A 22,103-nucleotide genomic window follows, 5' to 3' on the forward strand; every position below is an offset into this window, starting at 1 on the left:
GGATGAATGACCCTACGGCGCGCAATATCCTGAAAGACATCAGATATGAGCAATCATCACTTCTCGCGTCGCGGGGCGATCCTTGCGGTCGCGGCGATACTGTCGACAGCCTCTACCCTTGCCTTTGCCGCCATCGGTTCGGACGAAAAGCCGAACCTGCTGAGTGTCACCAAGGACCCCGGCTGCGGCTGCTGCGGCGCCTGGGCCGATCTGGCCATCGAGGCGGGGTTCGAGGTCGAGATCACTGAGGCCAGCGACTATGTCGGTATGAAGCGCGACGCCGCTGTGCCCGAAAACCTGTGGTCCTGCCACACGACCCGGATCAGCGGCTATATCGTCGAGGGCCATGTGCCCTTCGCGGCCATAAGGCAGCTTCTGGAACAGCGCCCCGACATTACCGGGATCGCCGTGCCGGGGATGCCCGCCGACTCGCCGGGCATGGGTGGCGGGGTCGAGGCCACCGCCGAGGTCATCGCCTGGGGCGGCATTGCCGGTGACGGTCGCGCCTTTCCGCTGGACGGGTAGCAGATGACGCGCAACGCACTCATCCTCATCGCAGCGGTCGGTCTGGCCGCTGCGATCCTGATCCTCTGGCGCGGCAGCGGGGCCACCGGAACAGCCGCGCAGGATCAGGCCGTGATCGCGCTTGGCCAGCGGCTCTACGTCGATAACTGCGCCAGTTGCCACGGCGCCGATCTGGAAGGCCAGCCGGACTGGCAGACCCCGCTCGCAAGTGGCCGCTATCCGGCGCCCCCGCATGACGAGACCGGTCACACATGGCATCACGCCGACGCGCTTCTGGTACAGATCATTCGCGACGGCACGGCCGCCGTGGTCGGCGATGGGTATAAAAGTGACATGCCCGGCTTCGGCGATGTCATGAGTGACGACCAAATCGCCGCCGTTCTGGCCTATATCAAATCTACCTGGCCTGAACGGGAACGGGCAATCCAGAGCCGCATCACCAAGGACAGCGCGCCGTAACACCCCGGCGCGACACCACCATAGCCAAGGAGTTTCCCATGAAGAAAAGAACCGCCGCCATCGCCCTGACGCTGCTCGTCCTTGCCGGATGCGCGGCCCAGGCGCCCGATATCGCTGCCGAAGCGGCCTCGCCGTATCCCATTCCGAACGAGGTCGTCGCCATCGCCGGCCCCAACCAGGACCTGACAACGGCGCGGCTGGACCCGGCGGATGATTGCTATTGGTATTATCATGTCGGGCCGGTCGAAACGACGCTGGTGCCGCTGCGGGCGGCCAACGGCAACCATATCTGCAACGCGCGTACGTCCTGACGCCCGGCCTCGCCAGAGGGCGACCGTTCAGCTGATGGCCGTCACGCTGCCCTCCGGCGAATAGAGATAGGCGGTCGCGCCGATCTGGACGCGTGGATAGAGTCCGTTGATATGGGCCATGACCATGCGGACGCAGCCGGAACTGGCGCGGCTGCCGATCGAGGTCGGAAACGGCGTGCCGTGAATGCGCAGATAGGTGTCGCGCTCGCCGAGATAGAGATAAAGCGCCCGTGACCCGAGCGCATTCCGGGGACCGGGCTCCATGCCGTTTTCATACTGCGCATAGACCTCGGGTTCGCGCTCGATCATGTTCCTTGTCGGGGTCCAGTGCGGCCATTCGGCCTTGCGCTTTATTGTATAGGTCCCCGGCTCGTAAAGATCGCCCCGGCCGATGGCCACGCCGTAACGCATCGCCGTGCCGCCCTCTTCGATGTGGTAGAGGTATCGGGCCACGGCATCGACATGGATATCGCCCGGCACCAGACCGTCATTCGCGACAATCCGCTGCGGCAGGAAACGCTGGTGCAGGCCCCAAGGATTGGGGCCGCCGGCTTCCACCTCGGCATCCCAGGCGGCCTTCTGCGCCGCGTCGGGCCAGGTCGAGGCCATAAGCGGGCTGGCGGCGGAGGCCGCGAACAGCGCCGTCGTCGTTCGGATGAAATGTCTGCGTGTCAGCATGTGATTGCTCCTCGTAATGGTTGTACCTTCAGATGAATGCGGCAAGCGCAGCGGGATCCGCGATTGCCGAACCGTATCGCATCAGCGCCCATCGACCTCGGGCGTCGCCGCTGGCCCGCCTTCCAGATCGGCGATCAGCGCCTTCATCTCCGCGATTTCCAGCGTCTGGGCCTCGATGATGCTGTCCGCCAGCGCCCGCACGCGAGGATCCGAGATATCCGCGCGGGTGGATGTCAGGATCGCAATCGAGTGATGCGGAATCATCGCCTTCATCCAGGCGGTATCATCGACCGTTGCCTGACTGCGAACCAGAAACAGGCCGAGGGCAAAGGCCAGAATTGAAAGGCCTGCGACGGTCATATTGGCGCGCTGGTTGCGATACATCCCAAGCATGAAGGCCAGCATGATCAGCGCCATGGCGCCGCCCATGTAAAGCGCCATCCACATCCGGGTCTGGCTGAAAAAGACATGATCCATCGCCCAGGTGTTCAGATACATCAGCCCGAACATGATCACCGTCGAGGTAGCGATCATCGCCGCAAAACGGCCATAGCTTCCGCCGCTCTGGCTTCCGTGGCTATTGTGTCGATCAGAATTATCCATAGCGTTGTCCTTTCGTGAAATGCTTCAATTGCCACGCGAGGCCGCAACCAGTTCGGCCAGTTCCGTTGATGAAATGGCGCCAAAGCGCGAATCCGATCCGGCGATGAAGGTGGGTGTGCCGACAAGCCCCATCGCCTCGGCCAGCGCATTGGACTGCTGGATATGTTGGGCAATCTCCGGGCCGCCCATATCGCGCTGCAACTGCTGAGTGTCTAAACCCATGGATCGCGCAACACGCAGGACGCTGGCCCTTTCGGCCCGGGGTTTCTGACTCATCAAGGCGCGATGAAAGTCGGCGTAGCGGCCCTGCTTGCGCGACGCCAGCGCCGCGCGGGCCGCGAAAACCGAACCCTCGCCAAAGACCGGCCATTCCCGCATCACCATCCGCAAGCCGGGATCGGCTCCTAACACGGCATCCACCACTGGCATCATCGCACGGCAGAACTGGCAGTTATAGTCGAAGAACTCGATCAGAGTCGCATCGCCGTCAGGATTGCCGAAGATCGGCGCATTCGCGTCATGTTCAAGCTGCCTGCGGAATTCGGGTGGAAGCGAATGACCAGCCCAAGATAGGCGCGGTGCGATGGCCATCGCCGGGGCGGTAAGGGCCAGGGTCAGGATCATGCGTCGCTGAAACATCATGTCACTCCCGTCACGCCGAGACCGCGAACGTCGTCATCATGCCGCTGGCAAGATGCGGCATGTGGTGACAATGCAGCATCCATTCCGCCGCCTCGCCCGCATCCAGCGCCACCGTGACCATCGACATGGGCGGCACATAGACCGTGTCGCGCAATGCACCGGAAAACCGTCTGCCATTGATCGCGACAACTTGGAAATGATGGCCATGCAGATGCATGGGATGGCCCATCATCGACATGTTGTGGAACATGATCTCGACCCGCTGGCCTGTTTTGGCCGTAACCGGAATCCGATCCTCGAACACGCGGTCGTTGATGGTCCAGCGATAGGGCTGCATCTGCCCGCCCAGCATCACCATGGGTGATGCATCGGCAACTCGTTCCGTCAGCGGAGCAACGGCCCGCAAGGCGGCTTCCTGTGCAAGGTCGATATCGAATGCAGGTGCGGCCTCGTCTGCCATTCCAAGCATGACCGGCACCTTGGCGCCAGCGGTCGCAAGGATAAGGCCGGTGCGCTCCTGCGCGCCTTCGCGCAGAGCAAGGATCGGCCATGCGCCGCCTCCGGTGGGCAGGTCAAGCTCGATATCCAGGCGCTGCCCCATGGCCAGACCAAAGCGCGTTCCTGGCAAGGGCTGCACCGGCTGGCCATCCACCGCAACAAGCCGACCCGGAACCTCGCCGCTGTCGAGCCAGAATACCGTGGCCGCAGCCCCGTTGATGACCCGCAGCAGGACCCGGCCACCCTTTTCTACCCGCACAACTTCCGGGTCGCTCAAGGTGCGGTCATTCACCAGATAGGCATCGAAATCGAAGTCGTTCAGGTCCATCTGCATCCCGGCCATACCGGGCATGGACATGCCGCCCATTTCCGACATCCCATCCATGGCCATACCGCCCCCCATGTCATGACCGGCATGGGGATCGGCTGGTTGTGACAATTCGGCTTCGGCGGCCTCGTCATGCCCCTTTCCCGAGCGGATTTCGTCCAGCACCTCTTCCGGCGGGCGGAAGGAAAAATCATGCAGGAACATGGTGACCTCTTGCCGATCAGCTCGCAGATCCTCGGGGCGGCGGACGATCAGGGGTGCGGCCAGCAACTGCATCTCCTGAATGGGCACATGGCTGTGCATCCAGTGCGCGCCTGCTGCGGCCTCAAAATCATAGGCACGCGTCTCTCCTGGCTGCAGCAGCGGCATCGGCATATCGGGAACGCCGTCCTGCGCGTTCGGCGGGATCTGTCCATGCCAATGAATGATCGTCGGCTCGGTCAGATCATTGTTCAGGTCCAGCAGGAAACGCTGGGCGGGGTCTAGAATCAGCCCGGGCGTTCCGTTGCCGTTAATCAGCCCGAAAACCGTGGCGGCGCGGCCATCGATGTCAAGCGTGCGCGTCGTTGCCTGCAATGCCAGCGCGGCTGGCTGCGCAAAGCCCGCGCGCGGGGTGGCAAAAGCTGCGGCCATGGCAGCGGATGCGGTCAGAAAGCCGCGGCGATTCAGTGTGCAAGTCATATGAATAATCCATCAGACCCCGTAGGGCGAACCATGTTCGGCACCTTGAAAGGTGCGGCAAGCAAGTGTTCAGATGGATTTCGGAGGGCGGTATCCGGGGCCGACCAGACGGCCCTCACGTGTCACCGCTATAGAGTGCCATTTCAGCGAATGCTCGGTCTCAACAGGCGCAAATTGCGCGGCAGCAAGCCAAGGCGTAGGTGTGCCAACACATACAATCGCACAGGCATCGGTCATATCGTGCCGAGAGGTTTCCCCCGAAGAGCCGTGCTCATGCCCGCCTTTGTCGCCGGGATTGCTGATCGAAGCGACAAAGTGATCGGCCGACAGTCCGGCTGTGCCAGCACTTTGCCCATGCTGCGTCACGCCCGCGAACACGAGCAGGACCACAAGCAGAGAACATATCGCGCGGCACATCATGTGGTTGAGTTGGAACCTATGCAACTAGCTTGACAATAAGCAGGACAGGCTCTCGTTGCAATTCACGGAGTAATCAACAGAGGGTGTAGTTTTTTCCCTTCTGAGCCATTGACCGGCAGCCCTCCCCCGGGGTTCTGCCACCTTCCGCCTCCCCGCCGGTCTGAGTGGCGATATATGACTTGCCCTGCGCGCGAGGCTGAGCCTCAAGTGGGATGCAAGAAGGAGACGCTGGGTACGGTGAAACGATTGAGGTTGAACGAGAAATCAGTAAGTAAGGCGGCACCGGAACCGGGTCGGGACTACCAGATTTTTGACAGTGAGGTTCGGGGATTTGTCACCTGCATCTACCGCTCGGGCAACCGGGCCTTCACGCTGGACTACCGCTATGCCGGGCGGCGGCGGCGGATGACGCTGGGGCGTTGGCCGGAATGGTCGACGGCGGCGGCGCGGGAGCCGGCCAAGGAGTTGCGCCGCGACATAGATGCTGTGGGCGATCCGCTGGGCGTGAAGGAAGACGGGAGGGACGCGCCCGCAAGCTCAAGGGATCGAAACCAACGCCGGTGTGCGCCAACCGGGTCGGCGAGGTGCTCCGAAAGATGTTCACCTATGCGCATAGCTGGGCTGGCGTGAGGACAATCCGGCATCGGGCTTCCGCCGCCGGATCGAGAACCCGCGCGAACGGTGGCTGCCACTGGGGGATCAACAATCGTGGTCGGAAGTAAGTGGTTGCCGCCTGCCGTCAACGGGCCAACGTAAAATGCTGCGCCAAGCATGCAATGGCAGGTCTGGTGATTGCTGCAATGCAGCGACGAACCGAGCGCAGAAGGCCGCTCTGGGCCGCCAGTGACGGCGGCCCGGTCCATTAGATTTCAACACTTTCGGAGATGGCAAGCGCGTCTTCTAGGTCCACGCCCAGATACCGGACCGTGCTGTCCATCTTGGTGTGTCCCAGAAGAAGCTGAACGGCGCGCAGGTTCCCCGTCTTCCGATAGATCTCCGCGACTTTCGTCCGGCGCATGGAGTGAGTTCCGTAGGATGTGGGGTCCAGGCCGATGGATGACACCCAATCCCGCACGAGACGAGCGTACTGCCGTGTCGAGATGTGCAGGCGCTCATGGAAACGGCCCGGCCAGAGAAATTCCGAGCCGACCATCAACGGCTCTTCCATCCAGCGCGACAGCGATTTCCGCGTTCCTTCCGTGATCTCAAACCTGACCGGCCGTTGGGTCTTGCTTTGAATGATCGATGCACGTTCCTTGACCTGGCCGGAAGCGTAGACGTCGACGACCTTTAGTTTCACCAAGTCGCAGCCACGGAGCTTGCTGTCGACGGCCAAGTTGAAGAGGGCAAGGTCGCGATGGTTCCCGGCGATCTCTAGGCGAACGCGGATGGCCCAGACATGTTTCGGCAAAAGTGGGCGTTTCTGACCTATCAGGCGCCCCTTGTTCCAAGCAGGGCGGCAAGCGCGGATGGCAGGTAAGTTGGCAGTAGGCATGTTCTGTCCTCCAACCTCCTCGCCCAGCCTCGACACCAACCTCATGTTGGTGACACAGTATACCACATCAAGCCAGCCCACCGCGAAGGTCTGCTCCGAGCCCACTTCGACAGATGCTGCAGAATAACTGAATGGCCGCTTCTCGGTCTTTGCTGTGCACTATTTTTGCGGTTGCCTTGTTCAGGCTTTTTCGGTGTGTCTTCCGTTGCGCGGAACCCAACCAGAATGCGGCTGTTCATGCCGCCGCCTTCAGATCGGAACGTGCATCACCGTTTTTGGATAAGTTCTGTCAGAAGGACACAATCAAAACGGTCATTTCTCATAAAGACTCTGACCCAGAGGTCATTGGAGTTCTAAGCTGCGGAATAGCTCGTAAAGACCTCGCTGCTACCATCCCGGCGGATCAAGAACACATCATAAGCTTCACGCTGATCTTCTGGGCCCATTCCAGGCGACCCATAAGGCATGCCAGGAACAGCGAGACCGACAGCATCTGGCCGTTCAGCCAACAGGCGGCGGATGTCGGCAACCGGCACGTGACCTTCGATCATGTAACCCTCAATCTCGCCCGTGTGGCACGATATCATTCTTTGCGGGATGCCATTGTCCAGCTTGTGACGCATCATGAGGGTCCCAAAGCTCCGCTCCTCGGTGACGCGAAAGCCCTCCTGCCTAAGAATGGCGACCCAGGCGCGACAGCAGCCGCAATTAGGGTCTTTGAGAACGTGGATTGTTGGTGCAGCTTGCGCAAATGCCGCAAGCGGCGCGGCGCTGGCAATGCCAGCGACGGCGGTCAAAATTTGGCGGCGCGTTATGTGCATCGCATTTCTCCTTTTGAATAGCATGCCTTGGGCGGGACTTGGGTTGCGCAGTTGGGCGAACGTGCTGTCGAAGCCCTTTGCGGATGGTATGCGGACATCGTTTATCTCCCCGTGATATTTCCCTCGCGTTGGTCTTGTTCCTGATGTCCCGGCTTGTCTTTCGTCGCGCGAAAGCCGTCCCAGAACAGCAGTGCCGCCCCACAGAAAATCGCCACGTCAGCGAGGTTGAAGGACGGCCAGTGGTATGTTCCGAAGTGAAAATCCAGAAAGTCAGGGACCGCCTGATAACGCAGCCGGTCGATGACATTGCCGAGCGCACCGCCGATGACCAGACCGAGAGCAGCAGCCGTCAGCCTGTTCGGCGCGCGCCATAACCAGATCAGCAGCCATGCCATGATCGCGGTAGCAAGCACGACGAGACCCCACCAGGGCACGATCCCACCGAGCATGCCGAAGCTGACCCCATCGTTCAGGACACGAACGAGATTGAGAAAGGGCAGAACCTCGACCCCATGCTCAAGCGCCGGGGTGTTCAGGGCAAGCGCCTTGGTGCCCTGATCGAGACCGAAAGCTGCAATCGTGCAGACCGCCCCCAGAATGCGGCTGTTCATGCCGCCACTTTCAGATCGGAACGCGCATCGCGGATGATCGCCCAGGAAGAATGCAAGAACAATCCTGCGATGCCGAAGGCGACGATTCGGTCGGGCCATGCGCTACCCAGCCAAAACACCAGACCGGCGGCGATAACGACTGCCGCATTGCCGATGGCGTCGTTGCGCGAAAACAGCCAGACGGCACGCATGTTCGCGTCGCCTTTGCGGAATTTCAGCAGGGGCAACACGGAGATGACATTGATGACAAGAGCAATAAGGCCCAGTATCCCCATCAGAGTGGCGTCTGGCGGTGTCGGCTCGAATGCCCGTATGATGGTTGTGCCAAGGACGCCAAGACCGAGCAAGCCGAGAAAGATGCCCTGAATCAGGGCTGATCGCGCTCGCCAGGCGAGGCTCCAGCCGATGGCCAGAAGTCCGAGGAAGGTAATTGCGCCATCGCCGATGAAATCGAGCGCATCGGCCTTCACAGCCTGCGATCCGGAGATGAACCCGCCGACCATCTCGATGACACCATAACCAACGTTTAGGATTACGACGATCCAGAGCGCGCGTCGGTAGGCCGGGTCCTGATGGGCCGCACCTTGCTGAATATCCTCGTCGCTCTCGATACGGTCAAACCCATACCCAGTTGTCTCAACGGCTTTTTCGATCTCCGGCAACCGCGCTTCAGGGGCCTTCAAGGTCATGATATGGGTCGCCGCCGACACTTTCACCGCGTCGGGCGCGACCCCGGCAGACTGCGCCGCTCGTTCAATCTGTGCGGCGTCCTTGGCGCAATCCATGCCGGAGACGCGGTAACGGAAGGATGGAATATCTGCTATCGCGTTTTCTGCGTTGGCCATGGTCGCAGTTCTCCTGCTAAAGTGGATCAAAGGATAATATATCAGTGAGTAATGATATGACGCAGATCGTTACCGACCGCAAGACCGCTACCATTGAACAACGCGCAAAGCTTTTCCGCGGCTTCGCCGACCCAAGCCGCTTGGCTATTCTCGGTGCCTTGTGCGGGGGGCCGCTGGTTGTTCACGAACTCGTCGAACGCACGGAATTATCGCAACCAAACGTTTCCAACCATCTCCGATGTCTTTTGGATTGTGGGCTTGTCGCCAGCGACCGCGATGGACGCTTCATTCGCTACCGTATCAGCAGCCCGCGCATTACAGCCCTTTTGAATGATGTGGACGCACTTCTGGAATTGGTCGCAGAGGGTGTTGAGGCGTGCGGCAACTATCGCGAGTGACAAACGGTCGTTTTGGCAGCAAAGAAAGCTGGTCATAAACCTGCCAAGGCCGAAGCGGTTACACTTGCAGGTTCTGCCGACGCTAGGTCATGCATCCCGGAGGACGTAAGATTGGGGGGCATCCACCATTCGTTGAACGGTCCGCCGAACCGGACGTTGGCGCATCCGCAGCGAAATCACCATTTGTCCCGCATTCTGGCCGTTCGTTCTTGTCGCAGCGAACTTCCGCTTTCCGCCGATTTTGTTGAAAAACTAACGTTTGCGAGCGCAGAAATAGCTGTTCGGAATTCAGCGCGAGCACCTTTCTTGTCAGGCTTTTCGCGTTTGCTGCGGTGCGGGAAATATCTTGGCCAGTTTTCGGAGGTTTTGGGCGGTTGCGGCGAGTAGGAATTCATCATTTGCACCGGATGGGCCACGTAATCGAAGCCGACCGAGGCCGAGAATACGTTTGAGGTGGGCGAAGAGCATCTCGATCTTCTTCCTGAGCTTCATCGCAATCGCGTATTCATCAGTTTTGGCCAAATCCCTGGCAACTTGGCGGGCATCTTCGTGTTCCTCGCGGGTGATCGATCTGGCCTCGGCGTTCGGGCAGCATTTCTGTTTCGACGGGCATACCTGACAGGTCAGCTTCAGCGCACGATACTTCGCGGTGCCCCTGCCCGTCGGGCCCCGGTTCGGATCGGAATAATTCCGGCGGAACTGCTTGAGCGCATGACCCTCGGGGCAGATGTATTGATCGTTCTGCGCATCCCAGTCGAAATCTGTGCGTGTCCAGGTGCCATCGGGGCGTCCGGCCTTGTCGATTACCGGGATGTAAGGATCGATCTTGCGATCCACGAGCCAGCCGAGCATTGGGCCTGAGCCATACGCAGTGTCGGCGATCATCCAGTCAGGGACCAGACCGAACTTGTCTTTCACCCGCGTCAGCATCGTTTTTATCGATCCAACCTCGGCTTGCCGGATGGAGCGGGTGGGTTCCACATCCAAGATGACACCGTGATCCGTGTCGATGAGATAATTGTCGGAATAGCTGAAGAACGCCGGACCTTTACGAGCTGCGGTCCACTGGCTGGCCGGGTCGGAATGCGACGTGAACTTGGGCTGAACCTCGCTGGCCGCGCCGAAGGCGGCCTCGTCCAGGGTGTCGAGATACTCGCGCACGGCGCGGGGCGCATCCGCTGGGTCGATACTCGCCGCGTCCCAATCTTCCTTCGGCGTCGAGTTCTGTTTGTTAGCGTCCGCCTCAATCAGGCTGGCATCGATTGCCATGCGCTGGCCACTGACCAAGCCTTCTGCAATGCACCGGGCCACAGTCGTCTCGAACAGATAACGGAGCAGTTCGCTCTCCCTAAACCGACCATGCCGGTTCTTGGAAAACGTCGAATGATCCGGGACACGATCGCTCAGATCAAGGCGACAAAACCAGCGATACGCGAGGTTCAGATGGACCTCTTCGCAGAGCCGCCGTTCCGACCGGATGCCGAAGCAATATCCGACCAACAGCATCCGGATCAGCAGCTCAGGATCAACCGACGGACGGCCCGTGTGGCTATAGAAATCCGCCAGGTGGGCGCGGATGCTACTCAGATCGACAAACCGATCAATCGAGCGCAGAAAGTGGTCTTGTGGAACGTGATCTTCCAGCGAGAACTCGTAAAACAACGCAGCTTGCGCTTGCTGCTTGGGTCCCAACATTACCAACACTCCCCTAAATTACAGGAATTGAATCAGCAGTTCAGACCTCAATCAAGGAAAAGTTTTTCAACAAAATACGCCCAACCTGCATTGCGTATTCCGTGTCGATCTGATCGAATATCTGCGATCATTCCACCACCCAATGCGGCGCCCGACCCCGAGACGGCATCCCAGACTCTGAATCTGGATTCTTTGCATCCGGCTCCACTTGCCGCCAGAAACCAATCTTTCTGACATGCGCCTTGCGCAGCGCTGCAGAGTAATCGGCATGATCCATCATCGTTCGGGGTAGCTCAGACGAGGCACCTGCAACCTTGGCAAGCATATTGAGCTTGCGCAGATACTTCACGCCATGCGGATAGGCCTTGGATTTGGCCCGCGCCAGGATGCTGTCCAACAGGGCGCGATAGAGGATTGTCGCCGCCAGAGGGTATTCATGCTCGAGTACGGCGGCCGCCTGCGGCAGGATGTGGTAATCACGGCCATCCCACTCATCATGATGATCGGTGATCAATCGCGCCGCCAGATCCAGCCGCGGCCAGCCCAGCAGAAACCGCAGCGCCGCTTCCTTACCAGGATGCTGAAGCGCCAGATCGAAGGCCCGGTCCAGCTCCTCGATATCCTCAAAATCCGGCAGGGTGTTCAGATGCTGCCGCAGGATATCGGCCGACAGGGTCTGGCCGAAGCATGCCCAGCGTAATGCCCGCGCCGCATCCTTCTCCCCAAGCGCTTCCAGGATCCGCGCTTCGAGGCTGGCCTGGTCGGGGGAAAGGTCCTCGTCATCATCGCCGGATGATGCGACCAATGCCCGCCGGCCCGGCCTGCGCACCCAGTCCAATGCCTCAATGGCCCGCCCCGCCTGTAGCAGCGCCGCCGCCAGCCCGAGATTGTCCTGCATATGTGCCGCTTTCCGGCTCTCCAGCTCGATCAGCAGGTCGAGATCGCCGCGCTGCCGGGCGATTATCTTGCGGATGTCGCGCCATTGCGAGGTCATCGAATACTGCCATCCCGATGAGGACCGGCCGGCCTCCTCCGTCTCGCGCTGCCCGATTGCCCGGATCAGCTCGTGATCCCATTGTTCCAGCACGTCATCGGCGAGATGCGGAATGACCGCCTCGGCCAGGTCCCGAAGATAGCCATGGCTGGTTTCACCGAGTGCGGCCATGATCCGATCCGGCAGCTGTGCCGCCTCTGCCGGACTGAGATCTCCGGCAAGCGCGCCCATCTCCGCGATGGCCAGATAATAGACATCCTGCACATGCCCCGAGGAATCATCCACCCGATCGAAGACCCGCTCATGGGTCGCCACGAACCGCAGCAGGCGATCTGTCGCCAGTAGCACGGAGGCCGAGGCAAGCTCCGAGCCAATCGTGTCGACCAGGCTTTGCAGATCGTCGCGAAAGGCGCGTGTTCTCTCCCACTCGATGAAACTGTGCGCCCTTTCCAGCCCCGCCAGGCGCCGATCGATCAGCTTCGCAACCGCCTCCGGGCCGGATTTCGCGGCCAGGGCCGCCGACACCTGCCGCTTGAATCCGGCATTCCGCTCGGTCTCGTCCAGAACGAGCCGGGCCAGCTTTTCAGAATCGAGTTCCGTCAGATTCTCGATGCTCAGAGCAGGTCTGCGGGCCATGTCTCACCTCCTTGCGGGTCCAGTTTCTGCCTTGAGGGCGATGCCGACGCAATACGCCGGGCCTCAAAATCATTTGGCCCCGACCGGTGCCGCGGGATAGGCTTCAGTCATGACCGAATCCGACGAGGAGCGGATTGTCGCGAACCTGGCCAAGGCCATGGCGATGATCTGCGTGCGCAATACCCGGCTGGAAGACCTGCATGCCGGCCCGGTGCCGGTGAGCCGGACCGGCGATTACTCGGATGTCTTTGTCCTCGATGCCGAGGGCAACCGCATCCCATGGGCGGAGGTTTCCCGGCTGGATGATGCCGAGATGCGCGATCTCATGCGGCAAGTGGTCAATCGCCTCTACACGTTTCACCTGCGGCTCGACGATCCGGATTTCCAGAAGGTGATCATCCGGTGGCTGAGCGCCGCAAGAAGATGGGATGATCCGGAACCGGATCCCGGCCTGATGGGCAAGGGCGATATTCACCATCAGTGACCATGTCGCCGCCGTCGCGGCAAACCTCTCCCGTTTTCGTTTCCAGGCGAAGATGTACCGTGGTGCTTCGGCGGGGGTACTGGAAATGACGATCTACGCCGACCGGCAAAGCATCTCGTGGAAAAGCTTTTCGGATTGCGCGATCCCGTTGGGGGTCAGCCAGACGGACCTGGCCTTGTTGACGGGATCACCGATGAAGCCTTTCTCGTGCAGCCGCTTCATCGCGTCCCACTCGAAACCCTTCCACGCCCGCCCGTCCCGATCGAGCGTCAGGTAAAGCAGCGCGAGAATCGCATCGTCGATCCTGTCCCTGTCAATCTCCATGGCGCGATTTTCCTCCTGCTCCCAATCGTCCTTTTTCCCCGCCATGGTATCCCATTCACCGCATCACCGCGATCCAACGAATTCCAGCACGGAAAACCCGCAACACGCCCTGAGAGTTCGAGTGCGGACGGGTTTTCCGTGACGGGTTGAGGGCCGGAGGAGAGGCTTCCGGCGCCCGTCGCGGAGATCATCCCGATGGCCAGACAGCACCGCGCGGCCCGCAAGGGCGGCACGCGCACAAACCTTTACGACGACATCACCGACAAGATCGTCGCCGAATTGGAAGAGGGGCGGCTGCCCTGGGTCCAGCCTTGGGGGTCGGCGGCGGCGAAAGCGCCGCTCGCCATGCCGAGGAACGCGGCGACCTCCCGGCAATATTCTGGGATCAATATCCTGATCCTCTGGGGTGCCGTGGTCCAGCATGGCTATCCCACACAGCATTGGCTGACCTATCGCCAGGCGCAGGCGCTTGGCGGCAATGTCCGCAAGGGCGAGCACGGCACCACCGTCGTCTATGCCGATCGCTTCACGCCCGAGGACGAGAAACGTCGGGCCCGCGAGACCGGCGAGCACCCCGGCAGCATCCCGTTCCTGAAGCGCTTCACCGTGTTCAATGCGGCGCAATGCGAAGATCTGCCCGAGAATATCGCTGTCGCAGCACCCCCGCCACCGCCCAGCATGATCGAGCCTCGGGTCGAGGCGCTGATCCGCGCCACCGGCATCGATTTCCGCATCGGTGGGAACCGGGCCTATTACGTACCAGCGCATGACTATGTGCAGGTGCCGCCGCCACAGGCCTATTTCGAGCCAATCAACTGGCACCGGACGGCGCTGCACGAGATCGGTCATGCCAGCGGCGCGTCCCATCGCCTGAACCGTGATCTCACCGGTTCTTTCGGCTCGAAGACATACGCCTTCGAGGAACTGGTCGCGGAAATGAATGCGGCTTTCTGCTGCGCCTCGCTCGGGATCGTGCCGACCGTGCGCCATGCCGATTACATTGGATCCTGGCTTGAGGTGCTGCGCGAGGATTCCCGCGCCATCGTCCGAGCCGCCTCGCAGGCGAGCAAGGCCGCCGACTGGATTCTCGCGCATCTGCCGGAGCGCGATGCGGGAGAAGCCGACAAGGCTGCGATCGACCGGAGGGCCGTGGCATGATCCTCCTGACAGATGAACAACGTGCGCAGCTTCTCGCCAATGGCCGCCAACCGGACGTCGATCACAACCCCGTCGTCAAATTCTTCAATCCGTTGGGCGAAGGTGTCTGGCTGGCGACAGAACTGGATACAGATGGCGATACCATGTTCGGATTGGCAGATATCGGCTATCCGGAGCTTTGCCGAGCTTTCCGCGATCCGGCTGCCTTTCGGCATGGGGATCGAGCTGGACCTGCTCTTCAGCGGTGACGTGCCGATCTCGGTCTGGGCCGACACCGCGCGGGAGACCGGCAGTATCCGCGATGCCAAGCGCCTGCTTTACCGTTCTGGTCGCCTATCGCCCGGGAAACCCTCCGACGCGAGGACCAGTGAGTCCTGATTTCCGGGGTTCCGGCCTTTCGGTTTCGGCGTCGCTCTCTTCAGAGGAAGAGGGCGGCGCTTCGCTTCGTGACGGGTTGGAAGCGGAGAGAGAGGCTCTCGGCGCCCGTCGCGGAGTGAAAGACCTTGGCCACTGCCACCCAGAAAATCACCCTGTCGTCCTCGCGCGACATCCCTTTCAACAAGCTGACCCTCAGTCAATCGAACGTCCGGCGCGTGAAATCCGGTGTTTCGGTCGAGGAACTGGCCGAGTCCATCGCCCGCCGGGGGCTGATCCAGTCCCTGCATGTCCGGCCCGAGTTCGATGCCGAGGGCAAGGAAACCGGCCTCTTCGAGGTGCCCGCCGGTGGCCGCCGTTACCGGGCGCTGGAACTGCTGGTCAAACAAAAGCGCCTCAACAAGACCGCGCCGGTGCCCTGTGTCGTGTCGGAGGTCGATGCTGACGTTTTGATCGACGAGCTGTCGTTGGCCGAGAATACCGAGCGCGCGCCGCTGCATCCCCTCGATCAGTTCCGCGCCTTCCAGGTGCTGCATGAGAAGGGTATGAGCGAGGAAGAAATCGCCGCCGCCTTCTTCGTCGACGCCAAGGTGGTGAAGCAGCGCCTGCGCCTTGTCTCGGTTTCACCCTTGCTGCTCGACATCTATGCAGGGGACGGCATGACGCTGGAACAGCTCATGGCCTTCACCGTATCGGAGGATCACGCCCGGCAGGAACAGGTCTGGGAGGCGATCAAGGATAGCTGGCAAAAGGAGCCCTATTACATCCGCCGTCTTCTAACCGAAACTGCGGTGGGCGCTTCGGACAAACGGGCGCTCTTCGTCGGCATCGACACATACGAGGCGGCGGGCGGCTATGTACTGCGCGATCTGTTCCAGCAGGACGATGGCGGCTGGCTCCAGGACCCGGCGCTGCTCGACCGGCTGGCGGGTGAGAAGCTGAAATCGGAGGCGGAGACGATCGCCGCCGAGGGCTGGAAATGGATCGAGATCGCGGTGGGCTTCCCCTATGGCCACACCAGCGGCTTGCGACGTCTGGCCGGCACCACCATCGACCTGACCGACGAAGAGCGCGCCGAGCGCGAAAAACTCCGCGACGAGTTCGACGTGCTGGAGGCGCAATATGCTGAAGCCGACGAATTGCCCGACGAGGTGGATGCGCGGCTCGGCGAGATCGAGGAGGCACTCGACGCCTTCGAAAACCGGCCGATGGTCTACGATGAGGAGCAGATGGCCAAGGCCGGTGTCTTCGTCAGCATCCGCCATGACGGGCAGCTTGCTGTCGAGCGCGGCTATGTCCGGTCCGAAGACGAGGCGGCAGTCGATCCCGAGGACGGTAATACTGATGGTGTGTCTCCCGAAAGTGGCGAGGATGGCAGTATCCAGCGCGCCGTCATCACGGTCGGCGGCGCAGCGCCAGAGACCGAGGAGGACGAAGAGGTCGAGACCATCCGGCCGCTGCCCGATCGCCTCGTCAGCGAGTTGACCGCGCATCGCACCCTGGCGCTCCGGGATGCCGTGGGATCCAACCCGCATGTCGCCATGACCGCGTTGCTGCACCGGTTGGTGACGGATTGCTTCCTGCCGCATTCGACCAAAGGGTGTGTTGAGGCTCATGTCCGGGAGGTCCACTTCCCGGCACAGTCCGAGGATCTGGGTGAAAGCTCCTCGGCGAAGTCCATCCAGGATCGGCATGAACGCTGGGGCGATCACATCCCGGCCGACGATACGACACTCTGGGACTGGCTGGCCGATCAGGACGACGCCACCCGGATGGAGCTGCTCGCCCATTGTGTCAGCTTCGGCGTCAACGCGCTACACGAGAAGCCCAATCCCTATAGCGGCATGGGCGTCAGCCAGCATGGGCTGGACGTGCGCCTGTCGCAAGCCGACCGGCTGGCGCGGGCCACCGGGCTCGACATGGTAGCCGTGGGTTGGCGGCCGACCGTCAGCAACTATCTCGGCCGCGTGACCAAGCCGCGGATCATCGAGGCGGTGCGGGAAGGTTCTGGCGACCGGGCCGCCCAACTTATCGATCATCTGAAGAAGGGCGACATGGCGAAGGAGGCCGAGCGCCTGCTGGCCGAATCCGGCTGGTTGCCGGAACCGCTCCGGATGGTCGATCCTAATGCCAAGGTGGATGCGGATGCCGGTATCGACGCGGAGACGGACGATCTGCCCGAGTTCCTTGCAGGGGGTGGAGAGGACGAAGAAGCTACCGAGGAGGACGACGTGCAGTCGATGGTCGCTGCCGAATGATCCTCGGGCGGGGGCGGCCATCGCCGCCCCGTCTCACCCGTTCCGTTTCCACACTTCGCCCGGTCCTCGTGACCGGGATTTTTCTTTGGAGATATCCGATGCCTGCAAATATCGACATTGACCAGATCTTCCGGGAGGACAGTGCCAACCCGCCTGCTGAACGCTCGCTGCCCTGGGAGGAAACACGTGACGGCATCACCGTGGTCGTGGAACCAAAACCGCATTGGGCGGAAGACATGCGCGCCTTTCGTCTCGATATGCGCGAATATTGCCGCTACGCGGATTGGACCGCACAGGGCGGTCCTGCCCTGTTCTACGGTCACATCGACACCTGCGGCGATGACGTGATGATGAAGGCCCGAGCCATGGTCGCACGCGAGTTCGCCGACGGGCTTTGGGATTGAGGGTCGTGTTGGCCCATCCTTTTTGATATTGGGGTCAGCCCGTCCCGTTCGGGACGGGCGTCACCGGCATCGAAATTCCATTCGATGCGAAACATTTACCCCACCGCTTCGACGGCGCATGTCGTCAAATCTCGATATCGATACCCGTCCGGAGCAGTGCCGCAACTTCAGTCTCGATAGGTGTCATCAGATCGACATCTAAATCCGGAGTCTCGATTCCGACGACAAGCGCATAGCGGGTTTTGCTCTCCGCTCTCCCGAGTGCGCGCCGCTCCCGCCACCAGCCGGATATTGGGTATATGTAGAGCAGGTCACGCTCTACCAATTCCACGGCGCTCCCTGCCCAAATGTCGGTATGTATTGAACCGGCCGAGATCGACTTGGGGCCAAAGAACCAGCCGTCATTGTCCTCGTTGATCGGACGGGGATCGCCTTCGCCACGGTCATCCTTGTTGACCCGACGTAGAAAATTCCCATCCGTTTCGCGTGCTCGCTTGAGATCGAAGCGCAGCCCAAAGGATTGATATCTGGCGGGATCGATCGCGCTTGCAAAGCTTGGGTTCGGCTCGACAAAATATGAAAGCGTCACTTTTAGCCGCACAGGCTGATCCCCTAAATCCTCCAGGACCTGCCTGGGCCAAGGTAAGCGGTAGACGTGAGCATCAGAGAAACGCACGCTGCCATTCTCGACCCGGAACGGTTGAATATATTGCTGTGCGACCAGAGCAAGATCGTCGCGGGCCGATGCAAGTGCGCGCCGTAGATCCGGTACGCCATATCCATATTTTCGAGCGAGCGCCTTCCGGTCGGATTTCGATCCGGTCGCGTTGAATTCCCCCAACATATGCGGCGTCCACCGGGCGCTATGCACAGTCAGGGCGCGGATGGTCTCGGGCCAGTACTCAGGGTGCTCAGCCATGATCCGCGTTGTTAGTCTTGCCGCCTGTGCTGTGGCCGCGCTGGTCGCCCAGAACGGAGTTACCGGATGTGGGCCGGCTGATTTCGCAGTCGTCAGCACCGAGAGTGAAGGAAGACCCGACAGCGCTTCAAGCCCCGAACTGCTGAGCCCGCGGTTTCCTGCCTCCAGGACGATCTCCGGTTTGATCGGGGACTGTCCCGAGCGCCAAAGCGTACTGGTGCGACTGTAGGGACTGCGATCCCCGGGACGGGACCATCCTCGCCAGTCACGGTAACCGCCTTCGGAAACCTCCGACTTCAAGGTAGTGCCGCCCACCGTCAGGACATTCCATGCCTGCGCGGGGTCCTCTCCTGGAAACGCGTCGCCATCGGCGATGTCCTCAGCGCGCGAATTGTCCGCAATGTTTCCGATCGCCTGGACAAAAAGGCGCCGAATATGGTCCGGGCCTTCCTCGGCTGCGTCCACACCCGCCGAGATCTGATCCAGAGCTGCGCTCCAGGCAGTTGGTTCCGCTCCTGACCGGTTTTCGTTTGTTACGGCCATACAAAAGACCCTTGGCCGCTCGGCAGCCGATATTTCCGGCAGTGAGGTGGCGGATGTTGTGATTGCGCCGTAGGATGAAGGGTCGCTCGGCTCAAAGCCGTCCGGTGGAAGGATTTTGACGGACTCGAGGCGATGCGCCAGGACCGGTCGCGACGCATCTCCCAACGGCATGGTTAGATCGCCATGCAGCGCCAGTCCGGCCATTCCGGATCCATGACCGATGTCGCTATCATCATCTACGCCCCAATCGGCATATACAGCGTGCATGTCTCCAGGCGACAATGCGGGTTCGATCAGAGGATGACCGCGGTTCACACCGGTGTCGAGGAGGCAAACGGCCGGGACGTCGCGACCCGGCCACGTGGTCCGCTCGGCCAGGTTATCCACAAATTCATTCGCTATGCCCGCGAGCTCATCCGTGAAAACCGTCGGCGTATCGCTTGCCCGCCTGATTTCTGAGACGCCTCCCGTTGAAAACAGCAGCATCTCGATCGCTACTCGGCGTCCGTGAACCGGCAGAACCACTACTTCGGGGAAATTTAGCCGACTGTCCTCTCCTCCGATAGTCAACCCGAGCCGCAGAGCGGTTGTCTCGACACGTTCAAAGCGGTCAGCAAAACACCACAAAGCCCACCACATTTCAGCCTGCGGATCATCGGGCAGCGCCAGTGGATCGTCACGCCAGAAGGTTCGCAAACGCGCCGTGCGGATATGTTCGACCGGCTCGACACGGGATTTCTTTGGGGGCTCTGTTCTTTCGTCTATTTCCGTAAATGCGTAATCCCGGAAAACCGCTTCGAAGACATTTCTGGTGTCGTCCGGTACGAAGAGTGCGATGCGACGTGCGCCGGTTTCGGAAAGTGTGACCGCTCCCTGGCGTGTACCCTCGCGTTTTTTCTCTAGCGTGGTCGGCCCCACGGAAGGTGCAAGCTCCACCTCGAGATATACGCCGTCGGACGGAGGCGTCCCCTCAGGTAACCCCAAGTCATCCCGCCTGACATCGGCGGCTTCAAAAGCTGTTTCAAGCTCTCCGACGATGCGCCGGCCATGTTCCTCACGGATGCGTTGAAGGGGCCGTTGGCGGGCGTTACTGCCTGGGGACTTGTAATCGCGGGTTACCGACAGACCGCTCAGGTCGATATGACGATGCTCGTACTCAGCCAATGTGTCCCTGTTCTTCAGAGAACACCGTTCTCATTGCCTGGCGTTTGCGAAGCTCGCGCGTCAGATCGGCGGTGGAAATCTGATTTCGTTCTGAGAGGATCGCCGCTTTGACGGCCTCTTCTGCCGCGTGAACAATCTCAGCCTGACTAAGGCAGGCGGCCGCAGCAACAACAGTCTTCCAGTTGATCTTGGGATATTTCATCGGCGAGAGATGGGCCTTGATAATGGCTCGCACTTCATCAGCCGACGGCATTTCAAACTGCAGGACCTCATCGAAACGCCGCAACAAGGCGCGATCAAGGAGAGATGGATGGTTGGTAGCGGCCACCAGCACACTGTCGGTCGCCGACGTCTCTTCCATGAACTGTAGGAAGCTGTTCAGAACCCGCCGCATTTCAGCAACGTCATTCGTCGCCAACCTGTTGCTGCCCACTGCGTCGAATTCATCAAAGAGATAGACGCCTCTGCGCTTCTGAGCCTCATCGAAGACGAGACGCAATTTGGCCGCCGTCTCTCCCATAAAACGTGTGATCAAGCTTTCCAGCCGGATAACAAACAGAGGCAGGTGTAATTCACCAGCGAGCGCTTCGGCAGTCATCGTCTTACCAGAACCCGGAGGCCCGGCAAACAGCAGACGGCGACTCGGCGTCTTTCCATGCTCCCGTAGCCAATCCCGACGCCGCTGCTGAACCACTACCGTTTCAAGATGATCTTTGACGGACCTGTTCAGCACCGCGTCCGCGAGGCGGATCTGTGGTTCCCGCAGGTCGAGAAGGTTGTCGAGATCTCCGCGCGGGCGCGAAAAAGCGATTGGGACAGAGGCCCGCGTCCCGCGCTGTGAACGCGCGGCATCCACCGCTGCACGAATTTCCTCCGCAGTCGCGCGGTGTCCCTGGCGGGCTTCTCCTGCCGCAACCTGAAGTGCGATGGAGAAGAATTGCTCCTCATCGCCTTCAGCTTGGCTTCTGAGCATCGCCAGTATCTGTTTTGCATTCGACACTGCGTTGCCCCAGTTGGTCTGTGTTTTCGCAGAATCTTAGTTGACTTTCGCACTTTTGCAACGATTGATTTGCGCAGGATATTACCGCGCATTGTACAGTCCTGCTCTGGGCAGAGCAGCCCCTGGCTCACAGTGCCGCCTTCGCCTGAGACGCCTCAGGCAGGCAGTTCCAGCTTCACCATGATTCCGATGATCTGGTCTGGGCAGCGGATTCCATCCCTGGCCCGGAACACGATCGCGATGTCGCATGGCGGTAAGGCTGTCAGAACGGCGGCACCTGCGACCGGTATCCGGCTCCGATCAGAGGCAAAGCACCACCCCCGCTTCCATTCGCAAACCTTGGTCTGATCCGTCTCTTTGCAGTCAACCCCTAGAGGGTCGGCTTACGCAAGCGTGCCGCCCTCGCGGATTCGGGGCACGCCCGAACGCGCGAGGGTGATTGCAGATCCTGTCAGACACTTCGGGCGCCTGTCGCGCGGGGGATGGTCCTCCGCCTCCCAGAGACAGGAGCCGATCCCGATGTCCTATGCGGATGCCACCGCCTTCGCCGCCAGCCTCGCCACCACGCTGATGGTCGAGGTCGTCGTGTTCCAGGCCGGGGATGGAACCCACGGCGCTTGCCCCGCCGCCGAATGGGACGGCGACGATGACATGGTGAAATTGGAACTGGACCCCTACGAGTGAGGCGCGAAGACGCCTCCGTCCGGCGGTCAGGGGCCACCGCACCCCTGGCCCGCTCCTGTTCGTTCGGTACCGTAGCCCGAACGTGACCAGCAGGCGCCAGAGAGAAAGAGGCAGGCCGGAGGGGGCGAGCCTGCCGGGTTGAGAGAGCGC

Annotated in this window: 22 protein-coding genes and 2 pseudogenes; 11 read left to right on the plus strand and 13 right to left on the minus strand. The window is 61.0% G+C overall.

Going from position 1 to position 22,103, the window contains the following annotated elements:
- The first annotated feature begins 45 nt into the window (after window positions 1-45).
- From D3P04_RS05210 to D3P04_RS05220, 3 genes are read left to right on the plus strand one after another with little or no spacing between them, the layout of a single operon-like run.
- The gene (locus tag D3P04_RS05210) at window positions 46-525 is read left to right on the plus strand and encodes a DUF411 domain-containing protein (RefSeq protein ID WP_010400328.1); all 480 of its coding nucleotides are present in this window, start codon (window positions 46-48) and stop codon (window positions 523-525) included.
- Between the two features lie 3 nt (window positions 526-528).
- On the plus strand, window positions 529-984 hold the full coding sequence (locus D3P04_RS05215) for a c-type cytochrome (protein WP_010400329.1): 456 nt from the start codon (window positions 529-531) through the stop codon (window positions 982-984).
- Window positions 985-1,022: 38 nt separating this feature from the next.
- Window positions 1,023-1,295 carry a hypothetical protein gene (locus tag D3P04_RS05220; RefSeq protein ID WP_010400330.1) on the plus strand — a complete coding sequence of 91 codons (273 nt, stop codon included), beginning with the start codon at window positions 1,023-1,025 and terminating at the stop codon, window positions 1,293-1,295.
- 27 nt (window positions 1,296-1,322) lie between these two features.
- Here the strand turns inward: D3P04_RS05220 and D3P04_RS05225 are convergent, their stop codons facing one another.
- From D3P04_RS05225 to D3P04_RS05240, 4 genes are all read right to left on the minus strand, one after another.
- Window positions 1,323-1,973, minus strand: a complete 651-nt coding sequence (locus tag D3P04_RS05225; RefSeq protein WP_010400331.1) for a L,D-transpeptidase — start codon at window positions 1,971-1,973, stop codon at window positions 1,323-1,325.
- An 81-nt stretch (window positions 1,974-2,054) separates the two neighbouring features.
- Window positions 2,055-2,507, minus strand: coding sequence for a DUF305 domain-containing protein (locus D3P04_RS05230; protein WP_010400332.1), 453 nt, complete (start codon window positions 2,505-2,507; stop codon window positions 2,055-2,057).
- Window positions 2,508-2,600: 93 nt separating this feature from the next.
- Window positions 2,601-3,218, minus strand: coding sequence for a DsbA family protein (locus D3P04_RS05235; protein ID WP_232844894.1), 618 nt, complete (start codon window positions 3,216-3,218; stop codon window positions 2,601-2,603).
- A 10-nt stretch (window positions 3,219-3,228) separates the two neighbouring features.
- The gene (locus D3P04_RS05240; protein WP_119746645.1) at window positions 3,229-4,725 is read right to left on the minus strand and encodes a multicopper oxidase family protein; all 1,497 of its coding nucleotides are present in this window, start codon (window positions 4,723-4,725) and stop codon (window positions 3,229-3,231) included.
- A gap of 594 nt (window positions 4,726-5,319) precedes the next feature.
- Between D3P04_RS05240 and D3P04_RS05250 the strand changes: the two are divergent.
- A pseudogene (locus D3P04_RS05250) lies at window positions 5,320-5,833 on the plus strand (Arm DNA-binding domain-containing protein); the annotation flags it as partial.
- A 174-nt stretch (window positions 5,834-6,007) separates the two neighbouring features.
- Here the strand turns inward: D3P04_RS05250 and D3P04_RS05255 are convergent.
- From D3P04_RS05255 to D3P04_RS05270, 4 genes are all read right to left on the minus strand, one after another.
- Window positions 6,008-6,640 carry a tyrosine-type recombinase/integrase gene (locus D3P04_RS05255; protein WP_119747105.1) on the minus strand — a complete coding sequence of 211 codons (633 nt, stop codon included), beginning with the start codon at window positions 6,638-6,640 and terminating at the stop codon, window positions 6,008-6,010.
- Between the two features lie 353 nt (window positions 6,641-6,993).
- Complete coding sequence (locus D3P04_RS05260; protein WP_050525653.1) at window positions 6,994-7,461, minus strand: DUF411 domain-containing protein; 468 nt, start codon at window positions 7,459-7,461, stop codon at window positions 6,994-6,996.
- Between the two features lie 101 nt (window positions 7,462-7,562).
- A complete protein-coding gene (gene lspA, locus D3P04_RS05265) occupies window positions 7,563-8,072 on the minus strand; it encodes a signal peptidase II (RefSeq protein ID WP_050525652.1) in 510 nt (169 codons plus the stop codon).
- The gene (locus tag D3P04_RS05270) at window positions 8,069-8,917 is read right to left on the minus strand and encodes a cation transporter (protein ID WP_050525651.1); all 849 of its coding nucleotides are present in this window, start codon (window positions 8,915-8,917) and stop codon (window positions 8,069-8,071) included. Before D3P04_RS05270 ends, lspA begins: the two co-directional genes overlap by 4 nt.
- Window positions 8,918-8,973: 56 nt before the next feature.
- Between D3P04_RS05270 and D3P04_RS05275 the strand changes: the two genes are divergently transcribed.
- Window positions 8,974-9,315 carry an ArsR/SmtB family transcription factor gene (locus D3P04_RS05275; protein ID WP_050525650.1) on the plus strand — a complete coding sequence of 114 codons (342 nt, stop codon included), beginning with the start codon at window positions 8,974-8,976 and terminating at the stop codon, window positions 9,313-9,315.
- Between the two features lie 309 nt (window positions 9,316-9,624).
- Here the strand turns inward: D3P04_RS05275 and D3P04_RS05280 are convergent, their stop codons facing one another.
- Together D3P04_RS05280 and D3P04_RS05285 are read right to left on the minus strand one after the other, a co-directional pair.
- A complete protein-coding gene (locus D3P04_RS05280; RefSeq protein WP_119746649.1) occupies window positions 9,625-11,010 on the minus strand; it encodes an IS1182 family transposase in 1,386 nt (461 codons plus the stop codon).
- 127 nt (window positions 11,011-11,137) lie between these two features.
- Complete coding sequence (locus tag D3P04_RS05285; RefSeq protein ID WP_119746651.1) at window positions 11,138-12,640, minus strand: DUF6880 family protein; 1,503 nt, start codon at window positions 12,638-12,640, stop codon at window positions 11,138-11,140.
- 109 nt (window positions 12,641-12,749) lie between these two features.
- Between D3P04_RS05285 and D3P04_RS05290 the strand changes: the two genes are divergently transcribed.
- Window positions 12,750-13,124, plus strand: a complete 375-nt coding sequence (locus tag D3P04_RS05290) for a hypothetical protein (protein WP_119746653.1) — start codon at window positions 12,750-12,752, stop codon at window positions 13,122-13,124.
- A gap of 93 nt (window positions 13,125-13,217) precedes the next feature.
- On the opposite strand, the gene D3P04_RS05295 is transcribed toward D3P04_RS05290, so the two are convergent.
- Window positions 13,218-13,493, minus strand: a complete 276-nt coding sequence (locus tag D3P04_RS05295) for a DUF6429 family protein (protein ID WP_232844895.1) — start codon at window positions 13,491-13,493, stop codon at window positions 13,218-13,220.
- 150 nt (window positions 13,494-13,643) lie between these two features.
- Between D3P04_RS05295 and D3P04_RS05300 the strand changes: the two genes are divergently transcribed.
- The 4 genes and pseudogenes from D3P04_RS05300 to D3P04_RS05315 all read left to right on the plus strand — a co-directional run bounded on the left by D3P04_RS05300 (window position 13,644) and on the right by D3P04_RS05315 (window position 17,643).
- A complete protein-coding gene (locus D3P04_RS05300; RefSeq protein ID WP_119746655.1) occupies window positions 13,644-14,606 on the plus strand; it encodes an ArdC family protein in 963 nt (320 codons plus the stop codon).
- Window positions 14,603-14,984, plus strand: a pseudogene (locus tag D3P04_RS05305) (DUF2958 domain-containing protein). Before D3P04_RS05300 ends, D3P04_RS05305 begins: the two are co-directional and overlap by 4 nt.
- Window positions 14,985-15,109: 125 nt before the next feature.
- Window positions 15,110-17,239: a ParB/RepB/Spo0J family partition protein gene (locus tag D3P04_RS05310; protein ID WP_119746657.1), complete on the plus strand. Its 2,130-nt coding sequence runs from the start codon at window positions 15,110-15,112 to the stop codon at window positions 17,237-17,239.
- Window positions 17,240-17,337: 98 nt separating this feature from the next.
- Complete coding sequence (locus tag D3P04_RS05315; protein WP_119746659.1) at window positions 17,338-17,643, plus strand: hypothetical protein; 306 nt, start codon at window positions 17,338-17,340, stop codon at window positions 17,641-17,643.
- A gap of 124 nt (window positions 17,644-17,767) precedes the next feature.
- Here D3P04_RS05315 and D3P04_RS05320 read toward each other — a convergent pair whose 3' ends face one another.
- Window positions 17,768-20,269: a S8 family peptidase gene (locus D3P04_RS05320; RefSeq protein WP_119746661.1), complete on the minus strand. Its 2,502-nt coding sequence runs from the start codon at window positions 20,267-20,269 to the stop codon at window positions 17,768-17,770.
- A complete protein-coding gene (locus D3P04_RS05325) occupies window positions 20,262-21,269 on the minus strand; it encodes an AAA family ATPase (RefSeq protein WP_119746663.1) in 1,008 nt (335 codons plus the stop codon). Before D3P04_RS05325 ends, D3P04_RS05320 begins: the two co-directional genes overlap by 8 nt.
- Before the next feature lie 519 nt (window positions 21,270-21,788).
- Between D3P04_RS05325 and D3P04_RS05330 the strand changes: the two genes are divergently transcribed.
- A complete protein-coding gene (locus D3P04_RS05330) occupies window positions 21,789-21,953 on the plus strand; it encodes a hypothetical protein (RefSeq protein ID WP_119746665.1) in 165 nt (54 codons plus the stop codon).
- Window positions 21,954-22,103 lie beyond the last annotated feature (150 nt).

Origin of the sequence: Paracoccus onubensis (genome assembly GCF_003591515.1) — a bacterium.
GTDB classification, from domain to species: Bacteria; Pseudomonadota; Alphaproteobacteria; order Rhodobacterales; family Rhodobacteraceae; genus Paracoccus; species Paracoccus onubensis.

Coding starts and splice junctions, on each gene's coding strand:
- D3P04_RS05210 (WP_010400328.1), top strand. CDS start 46: ATGAGCAATCATCACTTCTCGCGTCGCGGGGCGATCCTTGCGGTCGCG.
- D3P04_RS05215 (WP_010400329.1), top strand. CDS start 529: ATGACGCGCAACGCACTCATCCTCATCGCAGCGGTCGGTCTGGCCGCT.
- D3P04_RS05220 (WP_010400330.1), top strand. CDS start 1,023: ATGAAGAAAAGAACCGCCGCCATCGCCCTGACGCTGCTCGTCCTTGCC.
- D3P04_RS05225 (WP_010400331.1), bottom strand. CDS start 1,973: ATGCTGACACGCAGACATTTCATCCGAACGACGACGGCGCTGTTCGCG.
- D3P04_RS05230 (WP_010400332.1), bottom strand. CDS start 2,507: ATGATCGCTACCTCGACGGTGATCATGTTCGGGCTGATGTATCTGAAC.
- D3P04_RS05235 (WP_232844894.1), bottom strand. CDS start 3,218: ATGATGTTTCAGCGACGCATGATCCTGACCCTGGCCCTTACCGCCCCG.
- D3P04_RS05240 (WP_119746645.1), bottom strand. CDS start 4,725: ATGACTTGCACACTGAATCGCCGCGGCTTTCTGACCGCATCCGCTGCC.
- D3P04_RS05255 (WP_119747105.1), bottom strand. CDS start 6,640: ATGCCTACTGCCAACTTACCTGCCATCCGCGCTTGCCGCCCTGCTTGG.
- D3P04_RS05260 (WP_050525653.1), bottom strand. CDS start 7,461: ATGCACATAACGCGCCGCCAAATTTTGACCGCCGTCGCTGGCATTGCC.
- lspA (WP_050525652.1), bottom strand. CDS start 8,072: ATGAACAGCCGCATTCTGGGGGCGGTCTGCACGATTGCAGCTTTCGGT.
- D3P04_RS05270 (WP_050525651.1), bottom strand. CDS start 8,917: ATGGCCAACGCAGAAAACGCGATAGCAGATATTCCATCCTTCCGTTAC.
- D3P04_RS05275 (WP_050525650.1), top strand. CDS start 8,974: ATGACGCAGATCGTTACCGACCGCAAGACCGCTACCATTGAACAACGC.
- D3P04_RS05280 (WP_119746649.1), bottom strand. CDS start 11,010: ATGTTGGGACCCAAGCAGCAAGCGCAAGCTGCGTTGTTTTACGAGTTC.
- D3P04_RS05285 (WP_119746651.1), bottom strand. CDS start 12,640: ATGGCCCGCAGACCTGCTCTGAGCATCGAGAATCTGACGGAACTCGAT.
- D3P04_RS05290 (WP_119746653.1), top strand. CDS start 12,750: ATGACCGAATCCGACGAGGAGCGGATTGTCGCGAACCTGGCCAAGGCC.
- D3P04_RS05295 (WP_232844895.1), bottom strand. CDS start 13,493: ATGGCGGGGAAAAAGGACGATTGGGAGCAGGAGGAAAATCGCGCCATG.
- D3P04_RS05300 (WP_119746655.1), top strand. CDS start 13,644: ATGGCCAGACAGCACCGCGCGGCCCGCAAGGGCGGCACGCGCACAAAC.
- D3P04_RS05315 (WP_119746659.1), top strand. CDS start 17,338: ATGCCTGCAAATATCGACATTGACCAGATCTTCCGGGAGGACAGTGCC.
- D3P04_RS05330 (WP_119746665.1), top strand. CDS start 21,789: ATGTCCTATGCGGATGCCACCGCCTTCGCCGCCAGCCTCGCCACCACG.